This window comes from Lachnotalea glycerini, assembly GCF_003201285.1.
In the GTDB taxonomy this organism is placed as follows: domain Bacteria; phylum Bacillota; class Clostridia; order Lachnospirales; family Lachnospiraceae; genus Lachnotalea; species Lachnotalea glycerini.
Window position 1 is genome coordinate 188,141 of the sequence record NZ_QICS01000005.1, and the last position, 26,678, is coordinate 214,818.

Annotated in this window: 20 protein-coding genes and 1 other annotated feature; of the genes, 9 read left to right on the plus strand and 11 right to left on the minus strand. The window is 35.2% G+C overall.

Translation table 11 applies throughout. The features are described from left to right. Positions 1-180 precede the first annotated feature (180 nt). Positions 181-3,561 (plus strand): Ig-like domain-containing protein, encoded by a 3,381-nt coding sequence (locus C8E03_RS11830; RefSeq protein WP_110291136.1) that lies wholly within the window; start codon positions 181-183, stop codon positions 3,559-3,561. Positions 3,562-3,727: 166 nt separating this feature from the next. Here C8E03_RS11830 and C8E03_RS11835 read toward each other — a convergent pair whose 3' ends face one another. Continuing rightward, positions 3,728-5,209, minus strand: a complete 1,482-nt coding sequence (locus tag C8E03_RS11835; protein ID WP_110291137.1) for a UxaA family hydrolase — start codon at positions 5,207-5,209, stop codon at positions 3,728-3,730. A 22-nt stretch (positions 5,210-5,231) separates the two neighbouring features. Further along, a complete protein-coding gene (locus tag C8E03_RS11840; RefSeq protein ID WP_094377808.1) occupies positions 5,232-6,725 on the minus strand; it encodes a tagaturonate reductase in 1,494 nt (497 codons plus the stop codon). Positions 6,726-7,038: 313 nt separating this feature from the next. Here C8E03_RS11840 and C8E03_RS11845 point away from each other — a divergent pair, with 313 nt between their 5' ends. Together C8E03_RS11845 and uxaC are read left to right on the plus strand one after the other, a co-directional pair. Next, complete coding sequence (locus C8E03_RS11845) at positions 7,039-8,040, plus strand: LacI family DNA-binding transcriptional regulator (RefSeq protein WP_110291138.1); 1,002 nt, start codon at positions 7,039-7,041, stop codon at positions 8,038-8,040. A gap of 47 nt (positions 8,041-8,087) precedes the next feature. Then, positions 8,088-9,494 carry a glucuronate isomerase gene (gene uxaC / locus C8E03_RS11850; protein ID WP_110291139.1) on the plus strand — a complete coding sequence of 469 codons (1,407 nt, stop codon included), beginning with the start codon at positions 8,088-8,090 and terminating at the stop codon, positions 9,492-9,494. A gap of 97 nt (positions 9,495-9,591) precedes the next feature. Here uxaC and C8E03_RS11855 read toward each other — a convergent pair whose 3' ends face one another. Further along, the gene (locus C8E03_RS11855; RefSeq protein WP_094377811.1) at positions 9,592-9,825 is read right to left on the minus strand and encodes a hypothetical protein; all 234 of its coding nucleotides are present in this window, start codon (positions 9,823-9,825) and stop codon (positions 9,592-9,594) included. Positions 9,826-10,094: 269 nt separating this feature from the next. On the opposite strand from C8E03_RS11855, the gene C8E03_RS11860 reads away from it, so the two are divergent. The 4 genes from C8E03_RS11860 (at position 10,095) to C8E03_RS11875 (ending at position 14,645) form a co-directional block, all read left to right on the plus strand. Beyond that, positions 10,095-10,820, plus strand: a complete 726-nt coding sequence (locus tag C8E03_RS11860) for a lysophospholipid acyltransferase family protein (protein WP_110291140.1) — start codon at positions 10,095-10,097, stop codon at positions 10,818-10,820. 152 nt (positions 10,821-10,972) lie between these two features. Beyond that, positions 10,973-11,749: an alpha/beta fold hydrolase gene (locus tag C8E03_RS11865; protein ID WP_110291141.1), complete on the plus strand. Its 777-nt coding sequence runs from the start codon at positions 10,973-10,975 to the stop codon at positions 11,747-11,749. A 3-nt stretch (positions 11,750-11,752) separates the two neighbouring features. After that, the gene (locus C8E03_RS11870; RefSeq protein WP_110291142.1) at positions 11,753-13,321 is read left to right on the plus strand and encodes a Mur ligase family protein; all 1,569 of its coding nucleotides are present in this window, start codon (positions 11,753-11,755) and stop codon (positions 13,319-13,321) included. A 127-nt stretch (positions 13,322-13,448) separates the two neighbouring features. Then, complete coding sequence (locus C8E03_RS11875) at positions 13,449-14,645, plus strand: D-alanine--D-alanine ligase family protein (RefSeq protein ID WP_110291164.1); 1,197 nt, start codon at positions 13,449-13,451, stop codon at positions 14,643-14,645. 272 nt (positions 14,646-14,917) lie between these two features. On the opposite strand, the gene C8E03_RS11880 is transcribed toward C8E03_RS11875, so the two are convergent. The 7 genes from C8E03_RS11880 to C8E03_RS11910 form a co-directional block, all read right to left on the minus strand. Then, the gene (locus C8E03_RS11880; RefSeq protein WP_094377815.1) at positions 14,918-16,108 is read right to left on the minus strand and encodes a GGDEF domain-containing protein; all 1,191 of its coding nucleotides are present in this window, start codon (positions 16,106-16,108) and stop codon (positions 14,918-14,920) included. Positions 16,109-16,412: 304 nt separating this feature from the next. Further along, positions 16,413-17,687, minus strand: coding sequence for a glycosyl hydrolase family 18 protein (locus tag C8E03_RS11885; RefSeq protein ID WP_094377816.1), 1,275 nt, complete (start codon positions 17,685-17,687; stop codon positions 16,413-16,415). A 55-nt stretch (positions 17,688-17,742) separates the two neighbouring features. Further along, positions 17,743-18,240: an acetolactate synthase small subunit gene (ilvN, locus tag C8E03_RS11890; protein WP_094377817.1), complete on the minus strand. Its 498-nt coding sequence runs from the start codon at positions 18,238-18,240 to the stop codon at positions 17,743-17,745. A 13-nt stretch (positions 18,241-18,253) separates the two neighbouring features. After that, positions 18,254-19,978, minus strand: a complete 1,725-nt coding sequence (ilvB, locus tag C8E03_RS11895; protein WP_110291143.1) for a biosynthetic-type acetolactate synthase large subunit — start codon at positions 19,976-19,978, stop codon at positions 18,254-18,256. A 244-nt stretch (positions 19,979-20,222) separates the two neighbouring features. Then, positions 20,223-20,506 (minus strand) — a binding site (T-box leader). A 163-nt stretch (positions 20,507-20,669) separates the two neighbouring features. Continuing rightward, positions 20,670-22,148, minus strand: a complete 1,479-nt coding sequence (locus C8E03_RS11900) for a glycoside hydrolase family 32 protein (protein WP_094377819.1) — start codon at positions 22,146-22,148, stop codon at positions 20,670-20,672. A gap of 117 nt (positions 22,149-22,265) precedes the next feature. After that, on the minus strand, positions 22,266-22,961 hold the full coding sequence (locus tag C8E03_RS11905; protein WP_330410782.1) for a DNA alkylation repair protein: 696 nt from the start codon (positions 22,959-22,961) through the stop codon (positions 22,266-22,268). A 13-nt stretch (positions 22,962-22,974) separates the two neighbouring features. Next, the gene (locus C8E03_RS11910; RefSeq protein ID WP_094377821.1) at positions 22,975-23,364 is read right to left on the minus strand and encodes a DUF6483 family protein; all 390 of its coding nucleotides are present in this window, start codon (positions 23,362-23,364) and stop codon (positions 22,975-22,977) included. Between the two features lie 272 nt (positions 23,365-23,636). Here C8E03_RS11910 and C8E03_RS11915 point away from each other — a divergent pair, with 272 nt between their 5' ends. Together C8E03_RS11915 and C8E03_RS11920 are read left to right on the plus strand one after the other, a co-directional pair. Continuing rightward, a complete protein-coding gene (locus C8E03_RS11915) occupies positions 23,637-24,437 on the plus strand; it encodes a CPBP family intramembrane glutamic endopeptidase (protein ID WP_094377822.1) in 801 nt (266 codons plus the stop codon). A 220-nt stretch (positions 24,438-24,657) separates the two neighbouring features. After that, positions 24,658-25,782 (plus strand): M23 family metallopeptidase, encoded by a 1,125-nt coding sequence (locus C8E03_RS11920; protein WP_242993517.1) that lies wholly within the window; start codon positions 24,658-24,660, stop codon positions 25,780-25,782. An 85-nt stretch (positions 25,783-25,867) separates the two neighbouring features. On the opposite strand, the gene C8E03_RS11925 is transcribed toward C8E03_RS11920, so the two are convergent. Then, positions 25,868-26,614, minus strand: a complete 747-nt coding sequence (locus C8E03_RS11925) for an adaptor protein MecA (RefSeq protein WP_170122984.1) — start codon at positions 26,612-26,614, stop codon at positions 25,868-25,870. Positions 26,615-26,678 lie beyond the last annotated feature (64 nt).

Genomic DNA, 26,678 nt, shown 5'->3' on the forward strand with positions numbered 1-26,678 from the left:
TAGTCAGAAATTAATTTGTATATATTGTACAATTTTTTATTAAATTATTATGCATTTTAGTAGTTTTTATTTTTATAGCCTGCAAACGTTTACATGTCATTGTTAAAGTGCTATCATTTTTAATGATAATTATCAAAGTTAAGTAACTATTAATAAGGGTGAAACATAGGGGGAATAGAATTGAAAAAAGTATTTTCTAAAACTTTAGCCATGCTTCTTGCCAGTACTGTTATGTTTTCTAACACTGGTTTTACAACATTAGCGTCATATTCTGTAATAAAAATTGCAAACGTTTACAATTGTTCTTCCAATAAAACTTCTACAATAGAAAGTAGTTCTTTAATTGAAGGGGATCTCAATATGGATGAAACAACAAATATAACCGGAACCGAATCAGAAGATAACAATGCGTCTGTTACTGAAACTGCACAATCAGCACAAAGTTTAGAAGAAAAGCCGGCTAATCTAATGGATGATCAAACTGTTACCGCTGTGAGCTCGACAACTTCGAGTTCTGCAAACGAAGCCAGTAATTATACCTGGCAAGGCATCACCTTTGGTCAATCTACTGATTTAGACTTTCAATCAACGATTTTACCAGAAAAAATCGGTACTCAATATGCAACTGAGACACAAATTAGTGTTATTGACTCAACCGATACAAATGCTGTTTCTGAAACTAAGGATGCTGTTGTGATAGAAAGCCGCGGAGGCAAAATTGCTAATGCACATGATGGTTTAACCTTTTACTACACAGCACTTCCAACGAACAAAAACTTTGTATTGGAAGCCAAAGTATTTATTAATCAATTTGGTCCTGAAAACGGCACAACACCGAGTAAGCAAGAGGCTGTTGGCGTTATGGCAAGAGATGTCATCGGTGCTGCCAGACAAAATCCTATGGCAGAGGGCTATGAAGAACTTCCTGCTGCTTCTAACTCAGCCGTTACTATGGTTTTGGCAAATGCTAAGGATACAAATACTCCGCTTAATCTTGTATCGTATCAAAGAAATGGTGTCTTTTATCCTTATGGCAATGCACATATTTCTTATAGCTCTACTAAATTCGCTCAAATAAACACGGATAAATCCAGAAAAGTAACTACAGACATAACGCCTGCTAACGGTGAATCCTATGATAGCAATGACTTCATTACTCTTCGACTGGAAAGAAACGATAACGGTTTTGTTACTACTTACACAGATGCAAAAGGAAATTCATCCAGTGGCAGCATTGATGATGCCGATCGTCTAGCCATTATTGATAAAGATACAATGTACATTGGCTTCTTCGCTTCCCGTAACGCAAAAGTAACTTTTACCGATATTTATCTTGAAACCTCAGATGCCAATACCTCTCCATGCAATTTTGTGCCTGATTCATATGATTTATCCTTTATAAATCTATCGAATCAAACAACAAGCTCAAGCAATTATACCGTAGCATTTCGTGCCAACTTTGATGGCATTGTTTCAATCACACAGGATGGTTCTGTAATAGAGCCAGCAGGAAATGTAACAGCAGGTGAAATATATGAGCTTCCAACTACCCTGACAAAAGATACTACAAGCTTTGAAATCAATTACATTTCAAGTGACGTCTCTAAAACTGACAGCTTTACCGTAACAAGAAATGAAGCTTATCAAAAGGACCTATTTGTATCCGTAAATGGTACAAGCACTGCAACGGGAGATATAGATTCACCACTTGATATGGATACTGCACTTCATTACATAGCAGAGGGTCACACAATCTATCTTAGGGAAGGAATCTATGGTCCACTTGAAGTTGAGAGTATCTACTCTGGAAGCTCAGGTGGCACAAAGACATTGACCGCTTATAATGGCGAAAACGTAATCTTTCGTGGTAATTCATATGTTAAAGCAAGTTATTTAAACTTTAAGGGCATCGCAATTACAGGATCAAACTCTGCCGGCATCCGAGTTTATGGAAATCATAATACCTTTGATAGCTGTACGTTTTACGGTAATGAGGATACAGGCTTTCAACTTGGTATGGGCTCTGACACTGACCCTTTGACCTGGCCTGAAAACAATACCATAACAAAATGTACTTCCTTTCAAAATGTTGATGCTTCCGGTATTAACGCAGATGGCTTTGCTGCCAAATTAGGCGTTGGAAAAGGAAACCTATTTGATTCATGTATTTCCTACGAAAATGCGGACGATGGTTGGGATTTATTTAACAAGTTGGGGGATGCAAAAAACGAACCAATTACTATACAAAACTGTATTGCCTATAAAAACGGAAACAATGGATTTAAGTTAGGAGGTGAAGGTTATGCCGTTGACCATATTGTAACAGGCTGTCTGGCATTTTCTAATGGCTTGGACGGCTTCACCGATAATTTCAACACAGGCGTACTTACTATTACAAATTGTACCTCAGTTAATAATGATAGATATAACTACATATTCCGGCTCAATCCATATAAGACAGCTTCGCAACAAGGAATATTTACCAATAATATTTCCTATCGAAGCGACTACGACGTAGATACAAAGGGTGATTATATCTCCGGTAATGTTGTGAATTCCTATTTCTTTAGCGATGGTAATGACACGATAACAGCTAATGATTTTGTCAGTGTAACGACTCCTGACAGCTACACCAGAAATGCAGATGGAACGATTCACTATGGCGATTATATGTGCCCTGTCTCATCAAGCTTTCTTTCTAGCAATGGAGCAGGTGATATTTCCTATATTGGCGCTGTAAAACCAATTACCCCTTCTAGTGTTTTGGTAACCGCTATTAGCTTTTCTACAAATGCCGCTACTCTTAAGATCGGAGAATCGTTAACTATAAACAGTTCTGTTACTCCTGATAATGCAAGTAATAAAACGCTTAGCTGGTTCTCCTCCAATGAGGCTGTGGCAGTTGTTGACCCAAATGGATCCATACAGGCTTTGGCTGAGGGAAATACTGTGATTACTGCAACTGCTAATGATGGCAGCAATATAAGTGCAACCTGTATGATAGCCGTAGAATCAAATGAAGTTCGCGTAACCTCAATTACGTTCCCTTACACAACACTTAACGTTGCAAAAGGATGCACAGAAAAACTAACTGCTGCCGTTAGTCCTCAAGATGCTACCAACCCTTCCATTACCTGGACATGCAATAAACCAAAAGTTGCAACCGTAGACGAAAACGGTAATGTAGCCGGAAAGGCTTATGGTTATGCCACTGTTACTGCCATATCAAATGATAATAATAGTATTAAGGCTATTTGCAAAATCAGAGTGGGCTATAAAATTACTTACAAATTAAATGGTGGAACCAACAATGCCAAAAATCAATACGCATATTATAACAAAAGGATAAAGCTATATGCACCTACAAGAAAAGGATATATTTTTAAAGGTTGGTACACCGATAAAAAGTTCACAACAAAAATTACAGTCATCCAAAAGAAAAGTAAACAAGATTACAAACTTTATGCAAGGTGGGAGAAAGTAACTAAGCCTGCTGCTCCTATCATAAAGAGGGTTTATAGTAAAGATAGCTTTGTTATGAAAGTGAAAATAAAAAAGTAATTTAAGTAATTAATGCTTTAAAAGAAGCGCTGCTAAATGACTATTAAATAGCATTAAGCAACGCTTCTTGATTCTTATTGATTAAGTAAAATCCACCATTTTGAAAGCAATGTAAAACAGCAAACTTTCATATTATAAAAATGATAATAAATTTAGATTTCCATTGCTATAATGTAACACCCTGTTTAAAAATAGCCATATCATGAAAGCCTGCTTCCTCTGCTTTTACTTTCTTGCCAGAAGCTACTGCCAGTACATACTCAAATAAGTCTTTTGATAACTGCTCCATGTCTTTATCTTCTACCAACCGGCCTGCATTAAAGTCGATCCAATTCCCCTTATTACCAGCAAGTAATGAATTACTAGAAATTTTAACCGTAGGTACCGGAGAGGCAAATGGGGTTCCGCGTCCTGTTGTAAATAATACAATATGCGCTCCTGCAGCACTCAACGCAGTAGACGCAACCAAATCATTCCCCGGCGCACTTAGCAGGTTAAGTCCCTTTTCTTTTACTGTATCGCCATATTGCAATACACCTTTTACTAAGGCACTGCCTGATTTTTGCGTACAGCCAAGTGATTTATCCTCAAGCGTAGAAATACCACCCTTTTTATTGCCTGGAGATGGGTTTTCGTAAATGGTCTGATTATGGCTTATAAAGTAATTCTTAAAACCATTGATTAAATCGACTGTTTGATGAAACAGCTCTTCATTCGCACAGCGATTCATTAAAATTGTCTCTGCTCCAAACATCTCAGGTACTTCTGTTAAAATAGTCGTACCGCCCTTGGAAATTAAAATATCTGAGAAAGCCCCAACACAAGGATTTGCAGTAATTCCTGATAAGCCATCCGAACCTCCGCATTTCATACCAATGATAAGCTCTTTTGCACTGATCTTTTCTCTTTTAAATTGAGAAGCATACTGTGAAAGTTCTTCAATAAGCTCTAGTGCATCTGCAATTTCATCTTCACTTTCCTGAGCCACTAAGAATTTAACACGATTCTCATCATATTCACCTATAAATTTCTTAAGCTCTTCAATATTGCTGTTTTCACATCCAAGTCCCAATACCAAAACACCGCCTGCATTTGGATGATTGACAAGATCAGCCAGAATTTTCCTTGTATTATCCTGATCCTCTCCCATTTGCGAACAGCCATAAGGATGTGGAAATGCTACAATTTCTTCCACTGTTCCCTTTACAAGGTGCTGTGCCTTCTTCTCAATTGAGGTGGCAACATTATTGACACAGCCAACGGTCGGAATAATCCATATTTCATTACGAACACCGACCTTACCGTTGCTTCTTTTGTACCCGTCAAAGAATGCTTCTTCCGTTTTCGTTTCTTCTACCACCTCAGGATGATAGGTATATTCTAAAACCTCGCCAAGCCCTGTCCTAACATTATGTGTGTGAATCCATGCACCTTCCATAATATCTTCTTTTGCGAGTCCGATGCTTGCGCCATATTTCATAACTGGCTCACCTTTTTTTATGTCCTTAAGCGCGAATTTATGTCCCTGAGGCACATCCTCTAGAAGAATAACCTTTTGTCCGTTTACATGAATGATACCGCCTTTGGGAAGTGGCTTTAATGCAACACAAACACTGTCATTTGGGTGTATTTTAATAATTTCTTGCATAGTGCTCCTCCTGTCTGCCATATTATTTGGTTAAATCCTCTACTACAGCTCTCATCCCTCTTACTCTGATATCCTCAAGGTAGGCAGCAATCGCATCCACCAGACCGTCTATTTCAGATAAATTCTCTCCGCCAAAAAATTTCGTATTACTTAAATACGCCTTGGCAAAATCCATTGGAGTCTTTGCTGAATTTACTTTAAAGAAATCAAGAACAAACTTGTCATCACGGATATAGTATTTCTCCTCATTTCTCTCACCGACTAAGCAGACTCCTCCGTTCGCCTCGCCTTCCTCCTGGGTCGAATAAAAGCTCATCAAAGCCGCAATGGAAAAAGTAAGATATTTCGGCAGCTTATTAAATTTATCTACATAGCCAAGGAAAGATGGCATACAGCGTGCTTCCCATTTTGAAACTGAATTTAATGATATATCTAATAATTTATGCTTTACAAATGGATTTTGAAATCTTTCAATTACTGCATTGGCAAATTCCATACATTCCTCCTTTGGTAAAGAAAGTGTAGGAATGACTTCGTCAAATAAGGTTTCTTCCATATATTTACGTATTGTTTTGTCATCCATAGACTGCTTTACTATGTCATTTCCTGCAAGATAAGAAGCCAATACAAAGGAAGTATGGGAACCATTTAATATTCTTACCTTTCTTTCTTTATATGGATGATGATCTTTTGTAAAGACAACATTAAGACCTGCTTTTTCGAATGGAAGCTCTTTTCTTAACGCATTAAGAGACAGATTTAAATCGCTTTCAATTACCCAAAGTCCAAAGGTTTCTGCTGTATCAATTAATTGATCCTCATATCCAAATTCCTTGCAAAGCTCCTCTGCTTCCTCTCTTGGGTATCCCGGAACAATTCGGTCAACCAAAGTAGGGCAGAAAGAACATGCACTGTCAATCCATTTCTTAAAGTCATCTCCCAACTCCCAAAGTTCAACAAATTGCATGATGCATTTTTTAAGCTCGATGCCATTATCTGCAATCAATTCACAAGGAATTACAATAATACCTTTATCCTTAGCAGCATTAAATTTCTCAAATCTTTGATAAAGTAATTTAGTTAACTTTCCGGGATAGGTTTTTGGAGGGCATGACTCAAATTGGTCTGTCTCATCATAGACGATGCCAGCCTCTGTTGTATTTGAAACAATAAATCTTAATGTGTCACATAAGCCATATTCCACATATTTATCATAATCCTCAATCGCTGCAACCGCATCCATAACAGAAGTAATCACGCGTGTTATTTTCTTAGGTTGTCCATTCTCAAAGCCTCTAAGCTGAAGAGTATACTGGCATTCCTGATTATGAAATTTTTCCAAATTACCATACTCAATTGGTTTAACAATAACAATTCCGCCGTCAAAATCCGTTTTTTCATTCGTTACATCAAATATGTAATCCACAAATGCTCTTAAAAAATTACCTTCTCCAAACTGAAGAACTTTAACTGGTCTTTCTACTGCTTTTGAAATCTTTTTACTTAATAATTCCATATTTTCACCTCATGATATTCTTCACTTATTATGGCTATCCATAATCGTTTCTAGTTTGTTCCTTACTTATCTATGAATTGTTTTTCTCAATAATACGATACAATTCCTGTAAGTACTTACATTTGTATTTTACATTCTTTTATTATTTAAGTCAATCAAATCTTTCTTAATTTCAATATTATTACTTATATCATGATACATATAAAACAAATTTTATATAATTCTTCAATTATTATTGAATTTTTAAATTTTTCATTGTATAATAACTTTAAATTTGTTGTAAGTATTTACAATAACGCAAAGGTGGATTAGCATGAATATTTACGATGTATCAAAGGCTGCTGGGGTTTCCATTGCCACTGTTTCAAGAGTGATTAACGGAAATTCAAATGTAAGTGAAAAGACCAAGCAAAAGGTTCTTACCGTAATAGATGAATATGGATACACTCCAAATGCTTTTGCCCGAGGGCTTGGTCTTAATACCATGCAGACAATTGGAATCATGTGTCCTGATTCCTCTGATCCTTATCTTGCAGATGCCATTTATTATCTGGAACGTGAGCTTAGACAAAATGACTATGATTCCATTCTTTGTTGTACCGGCTATCAGCTTGCAACAAAGGAAAAATACTTAAAGCTCCTATTATCCAAGCGGGTTGACGCTGTTATTTTAATTGGATCGAGCTTTATAGAGCCTAACGACAAAAATAATAAATACATCTATGATGCCTCAAAAGAGGCACCTGTCATACTGATTAATGGTAGTTTGGAAGGTGCTAATATTTACAGCACGGTTTGCGATGATTATCAGGCCGTCTATGACAGTGTAACTTCACTTATTCAATCCGGCAGAAAGCAGATTATGTACTTATTTCATTCACTTTCTTATAGTGGAATAAGGAAATTAGAAGGCTATAAGGCAGCGATTTTAAAAGGCGGGATGAATTTAGATGAGACATATATCAAACAATGCTTTGGAACCATTCATGAAGCTAAGAACTACCTAATCAAATTAAATCAAGACGGCTTTAACTTTGATGCAGTCGTAACTTCTGATGACAGTCTTGCTGTCAGTGCATTAAAATATGCCAAAGCCTGTAGCTTATCTGTTCCTGATGATTTAAGTATCATTGGTTATAATAATTCCATTATGGCACAGTGCTGCGAGCCAGAGTTAACCTCTGTTGATAACAAGGTAGAAACTGCATGCATCAATGCTGTTACAACTTTAATGAGAGTGTTTTCAGGAAATAATGTACCTGCAAAAACGATGTTTTCGGCTGATATTGTAAAACGTGGTACCACACGCTTTTAATATAATATAGAAAGCTAATGCTTTCTCATTTACAGGAGGATTTGTTAATGAAACAATTTATGGACAATAATTTTTTACTTTCTACTCAAACTGCGCAGACGCTTTATCACGATTATGCTGCAAAAATGCCCGTTTTAGACTACCACTGCCACATTAATCCAAGAGAAATTGCAGAGGATAGAAAATTTGAGAATATTACTCAGGTATGGCTTGGCGGTGATCATTATAAATGGCGTCAGATGCGTTCTAATGGAATTGAAGAAAAATACATTACCGGAGATGCTTCTGACCGTGATAAATTTCAGAAATGGGCTGAAACACTTGAAAAAGCAATTGGCAACCCATTGTACCATTGGAGTCATTTAGAACTTCAGCGATATTTTGGCTATACCGGACATTTAAACGGTCAAACGGCGGAAGAGGTATGGAGTTTATGCAACGAGAAATTGCAAGAGAATTCTATGAGTGTTCGTAATTTAATTAAACAATCTGGAGTAACTTTGATTTGTACAACGGACGATCCGGTTGATTCCTTGGAATGGCACAAACTCATTGCTGAGGATACCAGCTTTGATGTACAGGTTCTTCCGGCCTGGAGACCTGACAAAGCTATGAATATTGAAAAGCCTGATTATCTTGATTATTTGACCAAGCTTAGTACTGCAAGCTGCATTATGGTAAGCGACTTTGCTTCTTTGAAAAAGGCACTTGTCAACCGACTTGATTTCTTTACATCAATGGGCTGCAAGGCTACTGACCATGCTTTGGAATATGTTATGTACCAACCGGCCACAGAGGCTCAAATAGAAGCTATCTTTGCAAAAAGAGTAAGTGGGACTTCCATTTCCAGAGAAGAAGAATTACAGTTTAAGACTGCATTTATGATATTCATGGGTCGAGAATACCAAAGACGAAACATGGCAATGCAGCTTCATTATGGCTGTAAGCGTGATAACAATGTATTTCGCTTTAACCAGCTAGGACCTGATACTGGATTTGACTGTATTAATAATTTTGCACCATCTGCACAAATGGCTGATTTTTTAAATGCCTTAAATGCAACGGATGAATTGCCTAAGACCATTCTTTATAGTCTCAATCCAAATGACAATGCATCTATTGGAACGATTCTTGGTTGTTTTCAGGATTCTTCCGCTATTGGAAAGATACAACAAGGTTCTGCATGGTGGTTTAATGACAATAAAACAGGAATGACGGAACAAATGATATCGCTTGCTAATTTAGGTTTACTTGGAAACTTCATCGGTATGCTGACTGACTCAAGAAGCTTCTTATCCTATACCAGGCATGAATACTTTAGAAGAATTTTATGTGAGTTGTTCGGAAATTGGGTAGAAAATGGAGAATATCCAAATGACATGAAAGCTCTCAGTCAAATGGTACAAAATATTTCTTATAATAATGCAGTACACTATTTTGGATTTAATCTATAATACATCTAAGAATGCCAGAAAGGCTTATAAGCTTTTCTGGCATTCTTAGTATAAGGGACACTGAAAGTCTCACTATATGATATTTTAAATGTAACCATTATGCCTCCTGCAAATTTTGTATCAAATCGAATGGCTTAAAAGATACCTGATATGCATTTTTTACATACTCAGCACTGTTATTTATAACAGGAGTCTGATATGTATTCGTTTGGGTCGTCTCAATAAGTTTAATATCTTTGCTAACAGTCTGATTTGCTCTGGTTATTATACTTGCTTCATTCTTTTGATAATAATACCGATTATAGGATGTCCTGATTGCCGTTACTTTCATAAAAAACTCCTTTCTTTAATCACTTATCAATGTTTACTTGTTATTTACATTTTATGCCAGTAATGAAAGGAATATGTGTGTTTTATCTGAAAAAAACATTTTTATTTTTTGAAGATTATGTGAAGATCGAAAAAGCGTGAATATGATATTGAATCAGCTTGATTAGAACGGATAGCAAGAAATTTTATTAACATTTTACCCTAAAGCATGTTATAATAACGTTTGAAAGATTCTTCATATTCAGTTATAAAGTGGCCTTGGAGGTAAATATGATTCGATTTATTTTAGTATCCTTATTTTTAATAACATTTTTAATACTTAGCATTCCCATCCATCTCATAGAATGGATAATCGGTAAATTTAATCCTCAGTTAAAGAATAAAAGCTCTCAAAATATTGTGCAATGGGCTTTTAAGGTGATTCTATTTATATCAGGAGTTCAGTTGACTATAAAAGGCTTTGACAATGTACCAAAGGATAAAGCTGTATTATATATAGGTAATCATAGAAGCTATTTTGACATTGTTATCACTTACTCATTGGCTCCCGGACTGACAGGCTATATTGCCAAAAAGGAAATGGAGCACATCCCTTTGTTAAGTACCTGGATGAAATTTTTGCACTGTCTGTTTCTTGATCGCGATAATATTAAGGAAGGATTAAAAACAATTCTTACTGGAATTGAGTATATTAAATCAGGAATATCCATTTGTATATTTCCGGAGGGAACTAGAAATTCCGGTCCGAAAATGCTTCCATTTAAAGAAGGAAGCCTCAAAATGGCAGACAAGACAGGCTGTCCAATTATTCCTTTTGCTATGACGAATACGCGTGATATTTTTGAAAATCATTTTCCTAAGATTAAGAAGACGCACGTTATTTTAGAATATGGAACACCAATTTATCCCAAAGAGCTTGATAGGGAACAGCGTAAATTTTTAGGTGCTTATACTCAAAATATTATTCAGGAAATATACGATGAAAATATGAAGTGAAACATCGGCAACTTGTGTGTTAAAGTAAAGAGCTATATTTAGCACTTTTTACATGATATGGAGCAATTTTCTCCATTTTTTTTAAGTTCGTTTTGTATATACTTATAAAGTAAGTATTTGGGTAATATATTTATGGAAAGGAAAGAATTCTTTTGAATATTAATATAGATCATATAAAAATTAATTACATTATGGAAGGGGAAGGCGAAACGATATTGATGCTTCATGGCTGGGGTTCCAATATTTTACCTTTTCAGCCTTTAATCAAGCATCTATCCTCTTATTATAAGGTTTATGCACTGGATATGCCCGGATTTGGGCAAAGCAATGAGCCATCAGCTGCATGGACTGTGGATGATTATGTTGAATTTATCATTAAATTTGTACAGGAAATGAAAATAACAAGTGCGATCTTAATTGGGCATTCATTTGGCGGTGAGTGCATTATTAAGCTTGCCAGCCATAAGACCTTGCCATTTCAGATTAATAAAATTATATTAATGGGATCAGCCGGAATCAGGCGACCCAAAACATTGAAACAAAAGTTTAAAATCTGCACCTATAAATGCGGAAAATGGTTTTTAAAACGAAAGCTGATTCAATTTCTGTATCCGGATGCCTTGGAGAATTTTCAGTCTAAAAGCGGTTCTGCCGACTATCGTGCAGCATCTCCCTTAATGCGTCAATCCTTTGTCAAGGTAGTGAATGAGATTTTAGATGAAAGCTATTTTACAAATATTAAACCTTCCACACTGTTAATCTGGGGTGAAAATGATACTGCTACTCCTCTGATTGACGGCCAGTATATGGAAAAGACAATTCCTGATGCCGGACTTGTAACCATCAAAAATGCAGGCCATTATGTATTTTTAGATCAGGCTTTTACGGTTCATAAAGTAATTGATTCATTTTTAAATATAAAGGAGTAACCAATGCTAGACACGATTATTTTACTATGCTTTATTGCAGCATTTACATGGACATTTACTGAATTGCTTCTCTATCACCTGCATATGTTTCAACTTAATTCCTATAAGCCAAAAGAACATAAGATATGGTTAAAAGCACCTGATAATTCAAGAAAGCTCATACTGCTTTTGCTTCAATTTGCTCTGGCTATGTCCGCTTATCTGTTATTTAATATGGCAGGAAAATGCATTGGCATTATCTTTTTATGCTTTATGGCAATCATGAATCGTCCTGTGAAAGCAAAAAAGCCTCTCGTTTATACCAACCGCGTAAAAAGAATGTTGATAACCTCTTATGTTATTTATACATTGTTTTTAATAATTGGTTTCGTATTGAACAGGCATATTTATGCTACAGCACTTATTTTCTTTATCATTGCTGTATTGATACCTGTTTGGGTTTTAATCGCTAACCGTATCAATCAGCCAATTGAAGCTTCCATTAACAGGGGCTTTATCAATGAGGCACAAAGCATAATTGACTCAATGCCAAATCTTACAGTAATCGGAGTAACAGGAAGCTACGGAAAAACAAGTGTTAAGTTTTACTTGCAAAAGCTGCTTTCAGCCAAATATAACGTCTTGGTTACTCCTGAAAACTTTAACACCACTTTAGGTGTTGTTCGAACGATAAGAGAGCATTTACGAGCAACCCACGAAATATTTGTCTGTGAAATGGGTGCTAAAAACATTGGAGATATCAAGGAAATCTGTGATTTGGTTCATCCTGTTCATGGTGTAATAACCTCAATCGGGCCTCAACATTTAGAAAGCTTTCTTTCCATCGATAATGTCATTAAGACAAAATTCGAGCTTGCAGATGCCATTGGCAAAAAGGGAACACTGTTTTTGAATTATGACAATGAATCTATTGTAAACCATAAAACTGATAACAACGTAATTACATATGGAATTCATAATGAAGCTTCGACATACCGTCCGTACGATGTCAGTGTATCAAGCAAAGGCTCCGCCTTTAAGCTTAAGGATACGCAGAATAAGGAATGGGAATTTTCCACTCGATTAATCGGTGCGCATAATGTTGTAAATATCGCAGGAGCCATTGCTGTTGCGCATACACTTGGTGTTCCTATGGAAGCACTTGTAGTACAGGTAAGACGATTAGAGGGCGTTCCTCACCGTTTACAGCTTATTAAGGGAAATCATGCACTCATTATCGATGATGCTTATAACTCGAACCCAAGCGGTGCCAAAGCAGCACTTGATACCTTAAATACTTTCGAGGGAATCAAAATAGTAGTGACACCCGGCATGGTAGAGCTTGGAAGTCAACAGTATGAGTGCAATAAAATATTCGGAGCACAAATTGCTGCCGTTTGTGATTACGCCGTTTTAGTCGGTTCAAAACAGACTAAGCCAATTCAAGATGGCTTGCTGGAAGCAGACTATCCTGCCGCTAAGACCTATGTAGCTGAGGATTTAAAGGATGCCTTGGCCTACGTTGAAAAATTAAATACAAACAGTGTTCAAAAGGTAGTGCTCTTAGAAAATGATTTGCCAGACAATTATTAAGGATGAGTTTATAAAGGGTGAAAGAATTTTAATGAAAGGATAAATGCAAACACAAAACTTTCCCCTGGAGTGTTTGCGTCTTAACTGAACATGCTTGCATGGTTTTATTAAGACTTTGGTAAAAATTATGAAAATTAAAGTAGGAGTATTTTTCGGTGGTCAAAGCGTTGAACATGAAGTATCCATTATTTCTGGGATACAGGCTATCTATGCTTTTAACAGAGAGAAATATGATATTATACCAATTTACATTACAAAAAATAATGAATTTTATATTGGCGACAGCATCAGTGATATTGAGGCTTATAAGGATATTCCTTCTCTTTTAAAAATAAGCCAGAAAATTATATTGGTGAATGAGAATAAAAGACTTACTATTGTCCGCTATCCTATGAAAAAATTCGGTAATAACGTGATTGATACAATCGATGTTGCCTTTCCAATTGTGCATGGAACCAATGTGGAGGACGGTACTCTTCAAGGCTTTTTTAGAACACTTTGCATCCCTTATGTAGGTTGTGATGTAACTTCTTCTGCTGTCGGTATGGATAAATATGTAATGAAAACAGTATTAAAGGACAATGATATTCCGGTTCTTGATTGTATTTGCTGTGATGTAAAAAAATATAATATAAATCCTGATTGCATTATTTCTAAGGTAGAAGAAAAAATTGGCTATCCTGTAATTGTAAAGCCTGTCAATTTAGGCTCAAGTGTTGGAATTAAAGTTGCTAAAAATAAGACGGATTTAGAAGAAGCTTTCGATTATGCGTTTCAATTTGCAAATAAAATACTGGTGGAAAAAGCAATTACAAGCTTAAGGGAAATTAATTGTTCTGTATTGGGTGATTACGAAATTGCCGAAGCCTCCGAATGTGAAGAACCTGTAGGCTCTGACGAAATTCTAAGCTATGAAGATAAATACTTATCAGGAAGCGGTGGTTCAAAATCCGATGGCGGCTCAAAAGGCATGACAAGTCTTACGCGTAAGCTTCCTGCACCCTTGTCAAATGAACAGCGTGAAGAAATTCGCTCTCTTGCGGTAAAAACCTTTCAGGCTCTTAATTGCAACGGTGTTTCCAGAATCGATTTTATGATTGATACACAAACAAATCAATTATATGTAAATGAAATCAACACAATTCCAGGATCTCTTGCCTTTTATCTTTGGGAACCGGTCGGTGTAAAGTATGATGAATTATTAGACCGCATGGTTACATTAGCACTCAAACGAGACAGAGAACAAAATGAAATTTCATACTCCTTTGACACGAATATTTTATCAGGTGTAAAGCTAGGCGGTATGAAAGGAGCAAAACTTTAAAAAGACAAGAAAACAATTGGAGTTTTCTATAGTACAAGAAAGTGTGCAAAGTATACGTTACCACAACAAGGTCTTTCCTCGTATGAATTAAAAAATGAACCGCTTTCTGTCAAAATAGTCGAAAAGTGGTTCATTCTTTATTTTAATACTTTTACTCAATTTACTTTTTTACAATATAATCATCTTTTTTGGAAAACTTCATATATAGATGGATTAAGGAGTTGAGTCTAATAACGGTCAGTTATGCTGTGCTAAACTTTATTACTAAATTCTTAGCTATTTGTTGCCACTCTGACTCGATTTAATTCAATCGACATATTATTTATAGTAATTCGATTCCTTCCTCTATTTTTGGATAGGTAAAGCTGCTCATCTGCCTTGTCTATTAAGTCATATATCGTATTACTAGAACTCACTGCCATGCTTGCAATTCCCATGCTCACTGTCACGATAGGATAAGAAGCTTCCTTACCTGCTTTAATCTGAAGACCATTAATTCTTTCCTGTATGTTAAGTGCCATCTCAATGCAATTTTCTTCACTCATATCTGTAAATACGACTACTATTTCTTCACCTCCGTATCGAACTACGAAATCCGTCTTTCGTGAGGCAATATCATAAATACATTCTGAGATATCCTTAAGGCACTGATCTCCTTCTATATGACCATAGGTATCATTATAGGTTTTGAAGTTATCAATATCAATCATAATTGAAATCATTGCTTTTCGCAAATCTCCCCACAAAGCCCATTGCTTGTCAAGCTCGTCCTCAAAGCCTCTTCGGTTTAATAAATTAGTGAGACAGTCAACTCCACCCATGGTTCGAATGGTAATTCGTGCCCACTTATCCTTAGTATAATGATAATACTTCATAATCATGATCAACATTGAAACGAACGCTATTATCACAATTACAGAAATAGCAACTCTGATGTCTATATCAGAATTTGAAAAATGGAATAAAAATTTTATTGCTATAACCGAATCCAATATAATAAAGAAAACAGCATAAAACGATGAAATATAAAAACCTGTAATTAAATACATTAATAGGTAAAAATATATGATGGAATGGTAGATTTGTATTTCCATATATAAATATTTTAATCCAAACAAATTAATAAATATCCAAAAGGAAATATAGATATACTTTTGTATTTTAATATCTTCAAGTATTTTGATGTGAATAAAGTAGTATATTAGGCTGTAAACTAATGTTATTAAAAACAAACCTATCCCTGAATCTGCACCCCAGATTGCTTTCACCTTGCATATTATTTTGATAACTGATAGTAACATCAGAATCAAAGACACCATGAGCATATTATTAATATTGTCAACCGTTATGTAATGCTCCAATTCTTGCCGGTTTTTTTCTTTCTTCTTTAATAAATTTTTTAAATATAATAAGGTGCTGTTTGATTTCCTATCATCAGTTTTCGAATCTCTTTCATTCCCCATTGCATATCCTCCCCTATACACAAAGTAAACTGCTCCATCTATCCTCTATAAATATAGTATATAGTTAATGTGCTTATATATCAAGACATAACGCTATTTTTCAAAATTATACATTTTATACTAAATCTAATCCCTCACTCATGAGGGACTTGACCGCTTTACCGCGCCGAATGCTGTCACGTTGTGACATTTTCCACTTGCATTCGTGCGCATTGTGTTTTATTTCATAGGAATCAAAACTTTTATACGTTAACATCAAGGTTTTACCTATGAAATGAAATAAAATAGCTGTAAAACCTTAGTTTCACAGCTTATTTATGGTATAGAGTGAATTTAAAACCGCCCAGTTTGGTGGAAATTTACGCATCAAATTCCAATAGCCTCCACCAAGAAGTTTGTATTCATTGATCAGCTTAAGTTTCGCTTCTATGCTTCTGGCATCTTCAAACCAAACAACATGTGCCTTTCCTGCCGCATCTGTATAATAGAAATATGGTGACATTGCAAGTGTATCAAATTCGATGGTTGCCTGATTTTTTGCCGCTATATCAATTGCTTCACTATTTCCTATAATGACAGCAACAGTCTCACCTCTTACATACGGTAAGGTCCAGTCATAGCCATAGTTTGGAATTCCAATCATTATTTTGTTGACATCAATCTGAGTTACTGCATAATCAATGACTCTTCTTACTTGGTCAATTGGTGCAACTGCCATTGGGGGGCCATAGGTATAACCCCATTCGTATGTCATTAGCAAAACCAAATCTGCAATCTCACCAATCCTCTTATAATCATGTGCCTGATAAATCAACCCCACCTGTGTACTTGATGTCTTAGGCGCCAAATCAACATTTACGATAAAGCCCTCTGCATGTAATCTAGTTGTAACCGAACTGATAAAAGATAAATAATTTTCTTTATCCTGAATAAATTCAAAATCAATGTCAAGCCCTATGTACCCCTTGATATACATTGTATTAATTATATTCGTAATTAAGGTTTGAGTGGCTGTAGAGCTGGCAAAAAGAGTCTCAGCATGCTCATTACTGAAATTACCGTTTTCATCTATAGAAGAAATAAGCATCATAGGAGATGTCTTCAAAGAATATGCTTCTCTTATTAATTCTTCATCATCTATAGGAATCAACTCTCCCTGTGCAGTAAAGCCATAGCCAAATATCGTTAACGTTGTCATGTAAGTTAATGCTGTTCTTAAAATATTTTTATCGATAAAAGGATAAGCATAACCATTAAATCTTCCACTTCGAAGCTTTTCTCCTTCAAATGTAATTACTAGTACTTCTCCTTCATATAAAACAGGATTATTAATCAAATTAGGATTGTTTTGTAAAAGATTAATTTGACTGATTCCATAATTATTTGCTATGGATGTGATAGTCTCTGCGCTCGCAACAACATGTATTGTCTTTGGTATGAGAATGACAAGAGCCTGACCTAATACAAGTGTAGTAATATGATCGATTCCATTATCTGTCATAATACGCTCTACAGAAACACCATACTGGTCTGCAACACTTTTTAGTGTATCTCCCTGTTTCACAACATGAATAAGCAAATTTTTACCTACATTTTTTCCTCTTACTAAAGTATATGCACCGTACTTTTCTTTATTACCTGTCGGAAATACTAATTGATTCGATTGCCACGCTGCCGCCTCTTACCACTTCAATATTTGTAAATTCTTTTGCAGCAAGCTGCACCAGTTCATTATTTCTAGCTTCTGTCTGAATACACTCAATTAAAATAGACGATCTTCCAATATCCACTATTTTAGCCCCAAATACATCGCTAATACGGTAAACCTGTGTTTTCTCTTTTTCATTGGCTGTAAGAATTTTAAGATACAAAATCTCTTTCATGTGTATTAAAACATTTGTTAAATCAACTACCTTTATCACCTCAACGAATTGATTCAACTGTTTTTTAATCTGTTCAAAAGTTGCATCGTCGCTGTCTACACATATTGTCATTCTAGATATCGTTGGATCTTGCGTTTCTCCGACAGTAAGACTATGAAGATTATAGGATTTTCCTGAAAACAGCCCCGAAACTCTTGCTAATACACCAACTTCATTTTCAACATATAATGACATCCATCTTTTTTTCATTCTTATCTCCTCCTTAACAATCCAAAATCATTTCATTTAATGCATTTCCCCCAGGTACCATAGGCAATACCAATTCACTTTCCTCTAACATAAATTCAATAATTGTTGGACCTTCCTTATTGGATGCTGCCAATTCAAATGCTTTTTTAATATCCTCTTGCTTAAATACCCTTATTCCTTTTGCTTGGTAACTATTTGCCAGTTGTATAAAGTCCGGTGAGTAGGGCGGACATTCCTTATTTGGATCAAAACAGTTTTTCTCGCAGCTTTTTCTGCATCTAAGACAGGTACTGGAATACCTTTTGTTAAAGAAAAGCTGCTGAAATTGTCTAACCATCCCCAGATAGCTATTATTAAAAATACAAAAAGTAATTGGAAGTTCACAGGTTACTGCAGTTGCCATCTCCTGAATATTCATCTGCATTCCACCGTCTCCTGATATGCATACAACTTGCTTATCAGGATTTCCCAACTTTGCCCCGATTGCTGCAGGCAGTCCAAATCCCATCGTACCAAGTCCGCCTGAGGTCAATAACTTTGTGCGTCCATTCATTTCCAAGTACTGTGTCGTCCACATCTGGTGCTGTCCTACATCGGTTACAATAATCCCGTCTTGATATCGGGCGCTGATTTCCTTTATTATTTTATCCGGTGTTAATCCTATTGCATTTTGCGGTCTTATTGTATGCTCTAACTTCCATTTGTCAATTTGACTGTTCCATTCCTCATGAAAGCAATCTTTAACTCTTTCCAGCATGGTTTGAATTGCCAGTTTCGCATCTGCAACGATTGGTACATCAACCTTAATATTTCTCGAAATGGAAGAAGCCTCTATATCAATATGAATAATGGCAGCATTTGGAGCAAATTCACTGATTTTTCCTGTAATTCTATCGTTGAATCTTGTTCCAATAGAAAAGAGCAAATCACATTCACTAATTGCCATATTAGATGCATAGGAACCATGCATTCCAACGTTTCCAACGTAATATGGATTGTCTGTGGGTATTGCACCTTTCCCCATAATCGTCGTTACTACGGGTATTCTAGCGATATTGACAAGATTAGTAAATTCCTCTCCTGCCCCTGCTATATTCACTCCTCCTCCTGCCAAAAATACCGGCCGCTTTGCCTTATCAAGCATATCCATAGCCTTTTTAAGCTGTCCCATATGAACTGAGGTATTTGGTTTATAACCTCTTATCGAAACTGGTTTATCAAAGTCATCCTCAAACAGTGCAAGTTGAATGTCCTTTGGAATATCTACTAATACTGGACCGGGCTTTCCACTTTTTGCTATATAAAAAGCCTCTTTTATAATTCTTACTAAATCCTTTCTTTCTCTTACCGTTATCGCATATTTGCAAATACTTCTTGTGATGCCAACAATATCTACCTCCTGAAAGGCATCATTGCCGATTAGATTCTTTGACACCTGTCCGGTAAAGCAAACAAGTGGAATACTATCATAATTGGCAGTTGCAATTCCTGTCACAAGATTGGTAGCACCTGGCCCGCTGGTTACTAAACAAACACCTACCTTTCCCGTTGAGCGAGCATAACCATCTGCTTCATGAATCAAGCCCTGCTCATGCCTTGGAAGAATCACTTCAATATCTTTTTGTCCATAAAGAGCATCAAATAAATCAACTGCATATCCTCCAGGATATCCAAATAAAATATCTACGCCTTCTTGCTTTAAAGTTTCTACAAATGCTTGTGTTCCTTTTCTTTTCATTTTTTGCCTCCTATTATTATTGTTATTATCTGCAATCTTTTAAAAGTTACTATTTTTGTGACTGAATTGTATAACATTGTCCTCTATAACTCATTGAACTGCTTAGAATCGCATGCAGTCACGCTGTGACATTTTCCTCTTGCATTCGTGCGCATTGTGTTTTTATTTCATAGGAATCAAACTTTTTACGGTACCACAACAAGGTCATTCCTATGAAATAAAAAAACCCTAAGCTAATAAATTAGCTTAGGGCGAATAAATCTTATCCGTGTTACCACCTAAATTCAGAGATTTCTCTCTACACTCTGCCAATACAGAAACGCTGCTGACAGAATATCTATCAGTACAGACGAATCGATACCGTTTTCCCTGTAACGTAGAAAATTTACGTTGAAGCCTACTTAAGAATAATCTTGTTCGGTTCACTGCTCAAAGGCTACTTCCATACTTCCTTAGTAAAGATTTTCACCAACCATCTTTTCTCTGGAACCTCGGTGAGTATGTACTCCTCCTCATCATTGCATTTATTATGTTTATATTGTTCTTGATTATATACAATTAAATTTCATTTGTCAATGATATATTTTACTGTAATAAATTGTTATATTTTACTGTAATAGATTGTTTTTTTATTTCATAGGAATGACCTTGTCGTTATCGTATAAAAATATTGAACTGGTTAGATATATTTTCAGTCATCTTGTTCAACGATTATGTCATATTTATTTATGTTTACCATTATTGTTCCTTCCACTAAAAAAACAATATTTTGGGCTTCTAATGTTGTATAAATCAATGATGATAAAACTTTCTCACCATCATTTACAAACACTTCAGCAGAATATTTATCAACGATAATTCTTAATTTAAGATTTTCGTATCCGATTTTTATTTGTCTTTCGCATACTACATCTTTTCGAAGTCCTGAATACTTCCTATCAAATGTTAGAATATTTGTAGTATTATTATATATGATGCTAGTATGAAACTCATTATTAGCTGCTAGTCTTATCTCAACACTTTGATAATTTCCAGATATCACTTCAAACTCCATATCAATTTCTCTCCCTGATATTTCCGGAAGCGAAAGCTGTCCACTCAGTTCATAATTACTGTATTGTTTGGGATTATGCCTATAATTTTCGATTTCTTTGATTGGTTTTTGATATATTTTTCCATCTAAAATTGTTATCTCTCTTGGTAATGTCATCATTCCTGACCAACTAAAATAATTTGGATTTATATTATTATCCCAAGTTTGCATCCAAGCGATTACTACCCGTCTACCATCTTTTGTCTCCACTGTCTGCGGTGCATAATAATCAAGCCCATAATCCAGAACTCCAGTTAGCTCTCTCTTAAACGAATACTCGTTTTTGTCATAGTCTCCAATAAAATACAGACTTCCATTCCCATTATGTATTTCATATTCTTTTGCCTGCATTTCTTGTGGTGAAACAATAATTACATATTTATCATCCAATTTAAAAAAATCAGGGCACTCCCACATCTTTCCATATTCGTTATTGTTTTTAATTAGTATAGAACACATTTTCCACTCTTTTAAATTCAACGATTGATAAAGTATTAATTGCCCACTGCCATCTTCACTTCGATTTGCTATAAGAGCATAAAAAGCTTCCTCCTCTTTCCAAATCTTTGGATCCCTGAAATCCTCCATACTGCATCCGTCTGGTAAAAGAGTTTCATCTATCACAGGATTATTATCCAATTTACAATAATCTAAACCATTTCCTATTGCTATACATTGCATCTGTTTTATTATTGTACTTTGATCTGGCTGAATCTCTTCGGCTGTTCCAGTGTACATTAATATATGTTTTCCACCATCTTCTATTGCTGTACCCGAAAAACATCCTGCCTTGTCATACGACTGATCTGGTGCTAAGGCAATCGGTAAATGCTGCCATGTAATAAAATCTTTTGTTTTCATATGTCCCCAATGCATGGGACCCCATTGAATATCAAACGGGTGATATTGAAAGAACAAATGATATTCATCCTTATATAAAGAAAATCCATTCGGATCATTAATCCATCCTATTGGTGCGGTTATATGAAAAGACGGCTTTAGATATTTATTAACATCTGTCTTCCCTTTCTCTTCAAATAATCTAACCTCATGCAAAATACTATTACTTATAGCCATTACAAGTTCTCCTCTCAATGAACCTTTTTGTATTCGTATTCATATCTTATAAATTCGAATGTCATTCATCTGATAAATCCTTCTGTTTATTCTACTGTATAAAATTTTTAACCATTCTTATCTTTTCATTGATCGGATTTCACTTTTTGTGTATTGATCCACCTTAAGTGATTCTGTGATTTTTTGCAACGCCTTATTATAGGTAAAGTCATCTAAATGATTGTTCTCCAAGTAAGGCATTGTTTGACTTGGAAGCTTAACGTAATACATCGATATCGCCCAGGCAATTCCCATTTGCACATAATAAGCGCTGCTTGTAATTGAATCAAGAGCAAGCAATGCTTCTTTCACATATTTTTCACTAATAAAATAATTCAGTAGCATAACTACGCCAAAGCGTATAAAATATTCCCTTGAATCAGTCAAATAGGTTTTTAATAATTCCCACATTCTTTCCGGATCGTTTTTTGTTATTTTAAGGCTGCTGCAAAAAGAGTCACACACAGACCAATTATCTATTTTAGGAACAAATTCTATAATATACGGTATTAATTCATCTAAATTAGTATTTATATATCCTATTACCATTCCTTGCAGCATTATTTCCTCATAGGAGGCATCCGATGCTTCCTTAAGATAAGTTCTCCAATCTTCCTTTGCTATCTGCTTTGCTATTTTACGCAAATTAGGTAATCTGACTCCTAAAATATTGGATACTCCCGGTAAAAGCTTACTGGAAAATTCCTGATATTCCGGCTCTGCTAATTTTGTTATTTGTTCTCGTATTTCTCGATTCATTTTACTCCTTATCATACAGCAAATACACCTATCTTTGTAGATTATTAAAAACATTCATAATTCCTGAATATCCATATTTCTTAGCAATTGCTTCAATTCCCTCACTTATTTCATTTCTGGAGTAATTTGCAGATTCTAAAAAATCTTCCTCATATTCATTGATATGAAGATAAAATGCCATAGCAATTTCAAGCTCCTTTGGCTCTTTAAATTCAAGCTTTGTAAACAAAAGATTTTCGGCTTCATTGATTTTACCCTCGTCTGCCAGCTTTGTAAGCTTATCAAACAACATATCATTATCGGTACGTTCATTTTCCTTTGGAAGCTCATAATTTAATTCACTTTTCCCCAGAATCGCCTTAACAATTGCTTTTACCATATCTTTTATCATTCTTGTTATATAATCGTCCTCTAACATCGTTTCACCTTACCTCTTAATTTTATTCAATACTGATTGCTTAGATATTTGTTTTAGTATATATCGCCTTGTCTCGATAGTCAACGTTACTTTTATCAAAACACTTTAAGCTGTTATGAATGATGTTATTGCATTTTGAAAGTCAAAGGCATATCATATATTATAATAATAAAAATTGACAATTTTATTTATAATTCTAAATATTTTGTCTTTTATGACGATATGTATTAGAGGATACTGCTTTTAATATACATTTATATCAGGGGGAAGCAATGAAAAGAAGAGAAAAATCTATTATCATTTTTTTATTATTAACATTCGCATTAAGTAGTATATGCTATTTTGTTTATATTTTCTATGGAGAAACTGCTTCCAGCATAACTGCTCTTCTTATGTGGTGTCCTGGCATATCTGCATTCATTATAAAAATTATTTTTTATAGAAAAGAAAAAATAATTAAATTTCAAAGATGTCCTATCGTATTTATCCTTTTAGGGATTTTCATACCGGTATTCTATTTAGGGATCTCATACGCAATTTATTGGCTTATAAACCCTTTTGCTTTTACTGGTCAGATATATAGTACCTCTATTACTTTTTATATCCTTGCCTTTCTTTCAAGCATAATAACCGCTATGGGTGAAGAAATCGGCTGGAGAGGCTTTTTGTTACCTAAAATGAGTGAAATTTTTCATCCTGTACCGACTGTAATCATATGTGGTCTTATTTGGGCTGTATGGCATTATCCTCTTTTGATTGCAGGCTTATACCAGTCAGGAACGCCCCTCTACTACCAGCTTCCTGTATTTACCTTAGAGGTTATTCTTATTACGGGTACACTTTTCTATTTAAGAATGCGCTCACATTCTATATGGCCAGCAATTTTACTGCATGCAAGCCATAATTATATTGATCAATTAATTTGTGCTCCTCTTACTCAGTCCGATGATAGTGCTTATTTTGCCGGCGAAACAGGCCTTATAACCGTAGTCTGTATTGTTATAATTGTTATACTACTAGCAACAAAATCTTCAAAGAATTCTTTTATTTCTTATTCAAATAAGAGATATTAAAAGATACATAACGATTTCGTGTTTTCACAATCTTACCCAAGATTTATTTAAATTCTTGGTACATATAAACTTAAGATATTCTGTTAAAATTCATCCAATATCAGGGTCGAAATCTTTCATATATCAGGGTCGAAATCTTTCATATTTTTATGTAAACAAACCTTTCATATTTTCATATTTCTTGACATATAGTATTATTACATTATCATATTTAGCAGGTATCGATTTGAATAAGATTAAAAAAGGAATCATCGGTGAAATTCTCTTTCTCTTACTATTTGTCGCTATTTTCTCTTGTAAAAATAATATTGAAGCCATCCTGACATCACAAATGAATACTGAATCGGAAAGCAATCCCTTTAAAAACCGTGATACAACTCCAAAGCAAAAAAAGGATTATATTAAGTGGGTAGAATTTAATGTCACCTCAGACGCACTCAGTACGGCCTATCACTATGATATTGATTCCTATAAAACGGATATTAAGCTTGATTGGATTGAATTATTAGCCTATGCCGCCAGTAAGTGTGGGGGAGAAGTTAATAAAAAAGCAATCCTTGAAATAAAAAAAGCCGCTGAGTTAATCAAGTCCGGCGAAAGTACAATGCAAGCATTGACAGCAGATTTAAAATATTATTCGTACTATTATGAGGCTTATAGTGCTATCTTAGATGGTTTTGTGGGTGAATACGAGATTGAAGAAGATGATGAAAACGGAGATAAGGTCTGGGTAAAAAAATATGGTCTGAAAGCTTTCTCTCCTATTGCAAAAGGCTTTCCGTACAGTGACTATGATGATTTCGGAGTATCTCGCTCTTATGGATATCGAAGAAATCATCTAGGGCATGATATGATGGGTCAGACTGGTACACCTATTATCGCAGTAGAGTCAGGTTACATAGAGGCGCTTGGTTGGAATCAGTATGGTGGATGGCGAATCGGCATACGAAGCTTTAATAAAAAACGCTATTATTATTATGCTCACCTTAGGCAAAATTTCCCGTATTGTAAAACCTTAAAGGAAGGGGATACAGTAACTGCGGGTGATGTCATAGGCTATATGGGGCATACTGGTTATAGCTCTAAGGAAAATGTTAACAATATTAATACAACCCACCTACATTTTGGCCTACAATTAATCTTTGATGAATCTCAAAAAGAATGTAACAATGAAATATGGGTTGATTGCTATGCTTTAACTAACTTTTTATCTAAAAATAGAAGCGAGGCTGTCAAGAATGAAGAAACTAAGGAATGGTACCGTGTGTACGATATGAAAGAAGAAAGTACTGAAACAGCAGAAAACGCAGTAACAGAAGCCTTTCTTATAAAAAGTATTGAATAATTCTCTAACACATTACGGCTAATTACCTCTCAAAGATGATAATTAGCCGTAGGATGAGTTATATTATATTATTTCAAAATTTTTCTTATAGTTTTTTTAATACATCTATAGCTTCTTTCTCAAGCATATGATTTGCATGTTCTTTTATATAGGCCAGTACAAGCTTATTATTTTCTATTCTTGCTGCAAATTCCATGGCGCGAACTATAAAGCTATTCACCACATCTTGATCCATTCCAGCAAAGTCCGTAAGCAGGTAATATTGTTCGTTGTTTCTATATAAACTAGAAGGTATCTGTGACTTAACTGACTTACATAATTGCTCCAGATGAGATAAGTTAGCAAATTGAAACATATACTGCTTTTTATCCTTAATGTTACTTTTCTCCTCTTTTAGCTCTTTTGTTTTTGCTTCGTCTTTGTTTGGCTGATCAATCATGTCATTATACTGAGCCATTATTTCTTGAAAGCACATAAACTTTTCCTTGCCAGTCATATGAAGAATTTCCTTTAGATGTTCCTTGCCTATCAATTCTACTGCATCACTGGCTGCCAGTATATTTTCAATCATTTGATTTACCTGACGATCTGGATCTACTGCAGTAAAGCTCAATACAAGCTTACTGTCAGAAAGTAACATGGCTTGGATTTCTTGCAAATTACTGTTTAATTGAAATCCTGCCTCTTCTCCCTTTTTCATTATATTTCTCATAAACTCAGAGGCAGCCTCTCTATTTGTATAAAGCTCCTGCAAAGCATAACCCATTTGATCAATTTCGCTCATAGTAATTACACATTGCACGGTATATTCATTTATTTTAGAAAACGTCATATCTACCACCATCCTCTCACTATTCAATCGGTAATATATGATTCGTTTGTAATAACGCTCCTGT

What these genes read in the sequence shown, in the direction of transcription:
- C8E03_RS11835 (WP_110291137.1), bottom strand. Translation starts at nt 5,209, where the DNA reads ATGCAAGAAATTATTAAAATACACCCAAATGACAGTGTTTGTGTTGCA.
- C8E03_RS11840 (WP_094377808.1), bottom strand. Translation starts at nt 6,725, where the DNA reads ATGGAATTATTAAGTAAAAAGATTTCAAAAGCAGTAGAAAGACCAGTT.
- C8E03_RS11845 (WP_110291138.1), top strand. Translation starts at nt 7,039, where the DNA reads ATGAATATTTACGATGTATCAAAGGCTGCTGGGGTTTCCATTGCCACT.
- uxaC (WP_110291139.1), top strand. Translation starts at nt 8,088, where the DNA reads ATGAAACAATTTATGGACAATAATTTTTTACTTTCTACTCAAACTGCG.
- C8E03_RS11855 (WP_094377811.1), bottom strand. Translation starts at nt 9,825, where the DNA reads ATGAAAGTAACGGCAATCAGGACATCCTATAATCGGTATTATTATCAA.
- C8E03_RS11860 (WP_110291140.1), top strand. Translation starts at nt 10,095, where the DNA reads ATGATTCGATTTATTTTAGTATCCTTATTTTTAATAACATTTTTAATA.
- C8E03_RS11870 (WP_110291142.1), top strand. Translation starts at nt 11,753, where the DNA reads ATGCTAGACACGATTATTTTACTATGCTTTATTGCAGCATTTACATGG.
- C8E03_RS11875 (WP_110291164.1), top strand. Translation starts at nt 13,449, where the DNA reads ATGAAAATTAAAGTAGGAGTATTTTTCGGTGGTCAAAGCGTTGAACAT.
- C8E03_RS11880 (WP_094377815.1), bottom strand. Translation starts at nt 16,108, where the DNA reads ATGGGGAATGAAAGAGATTCGAAAACTGATGATAGGAAATCAAACAGC.
- ilvN (WP_094377817.1), bottom strand. Translation starts at nt 18,240, where the DNA reads ATGAAAAAAAGATGGATGTCATTATATGTTGAAAATGAAGTTGGTGTA.
- ilvB (WP_110291143.1), bottom strand. Translation starts at nt 19,978, where the DNA reads ATGAAAAGAAAAGGAACACAAGCATTTGTAGAAACTTTAAAGCAAGAA.
- C8E03_RS11900 (WP_094377819.1), bottom strand. Translation starts at nt 22,148, where the DNA reads ATGGCTATAAGTAATAGTATTTTGCATGAGGTTAGATTATTTGAAGAG.
- C8E03_RS11905 (WP_330410782.1), bottom strand. Translation starts at nt 22,961, where the DNA reads ATGATAAGGAGTAAAATGAATCGAGAAATACGAGAACAAATAACAAAA.
- C8E03_RS11910 (WP_094377821.1), bottom strand. Translation starts at nt 23,364, where the DNA reads ATGTTAGAGGACGATTATATAACAAGAATGATAAAAGATATGGTAAAA.
- C8E03_RS11915 (WP_094377822.1), top strand. Translation starts at nt 23,637, where the DNA reads ATGAAAAGAAGAGAAAAATCTATTATCATTTTTTTATTATTAACATTC.
- C8E03_RS11925 (WP_170122984.1), bottom strand. Translation starts at nt 26,614, where the DNA reads ATGACGTTTTCTAAAATAAATGAATATACCGTGCAATGTGTAATTACT.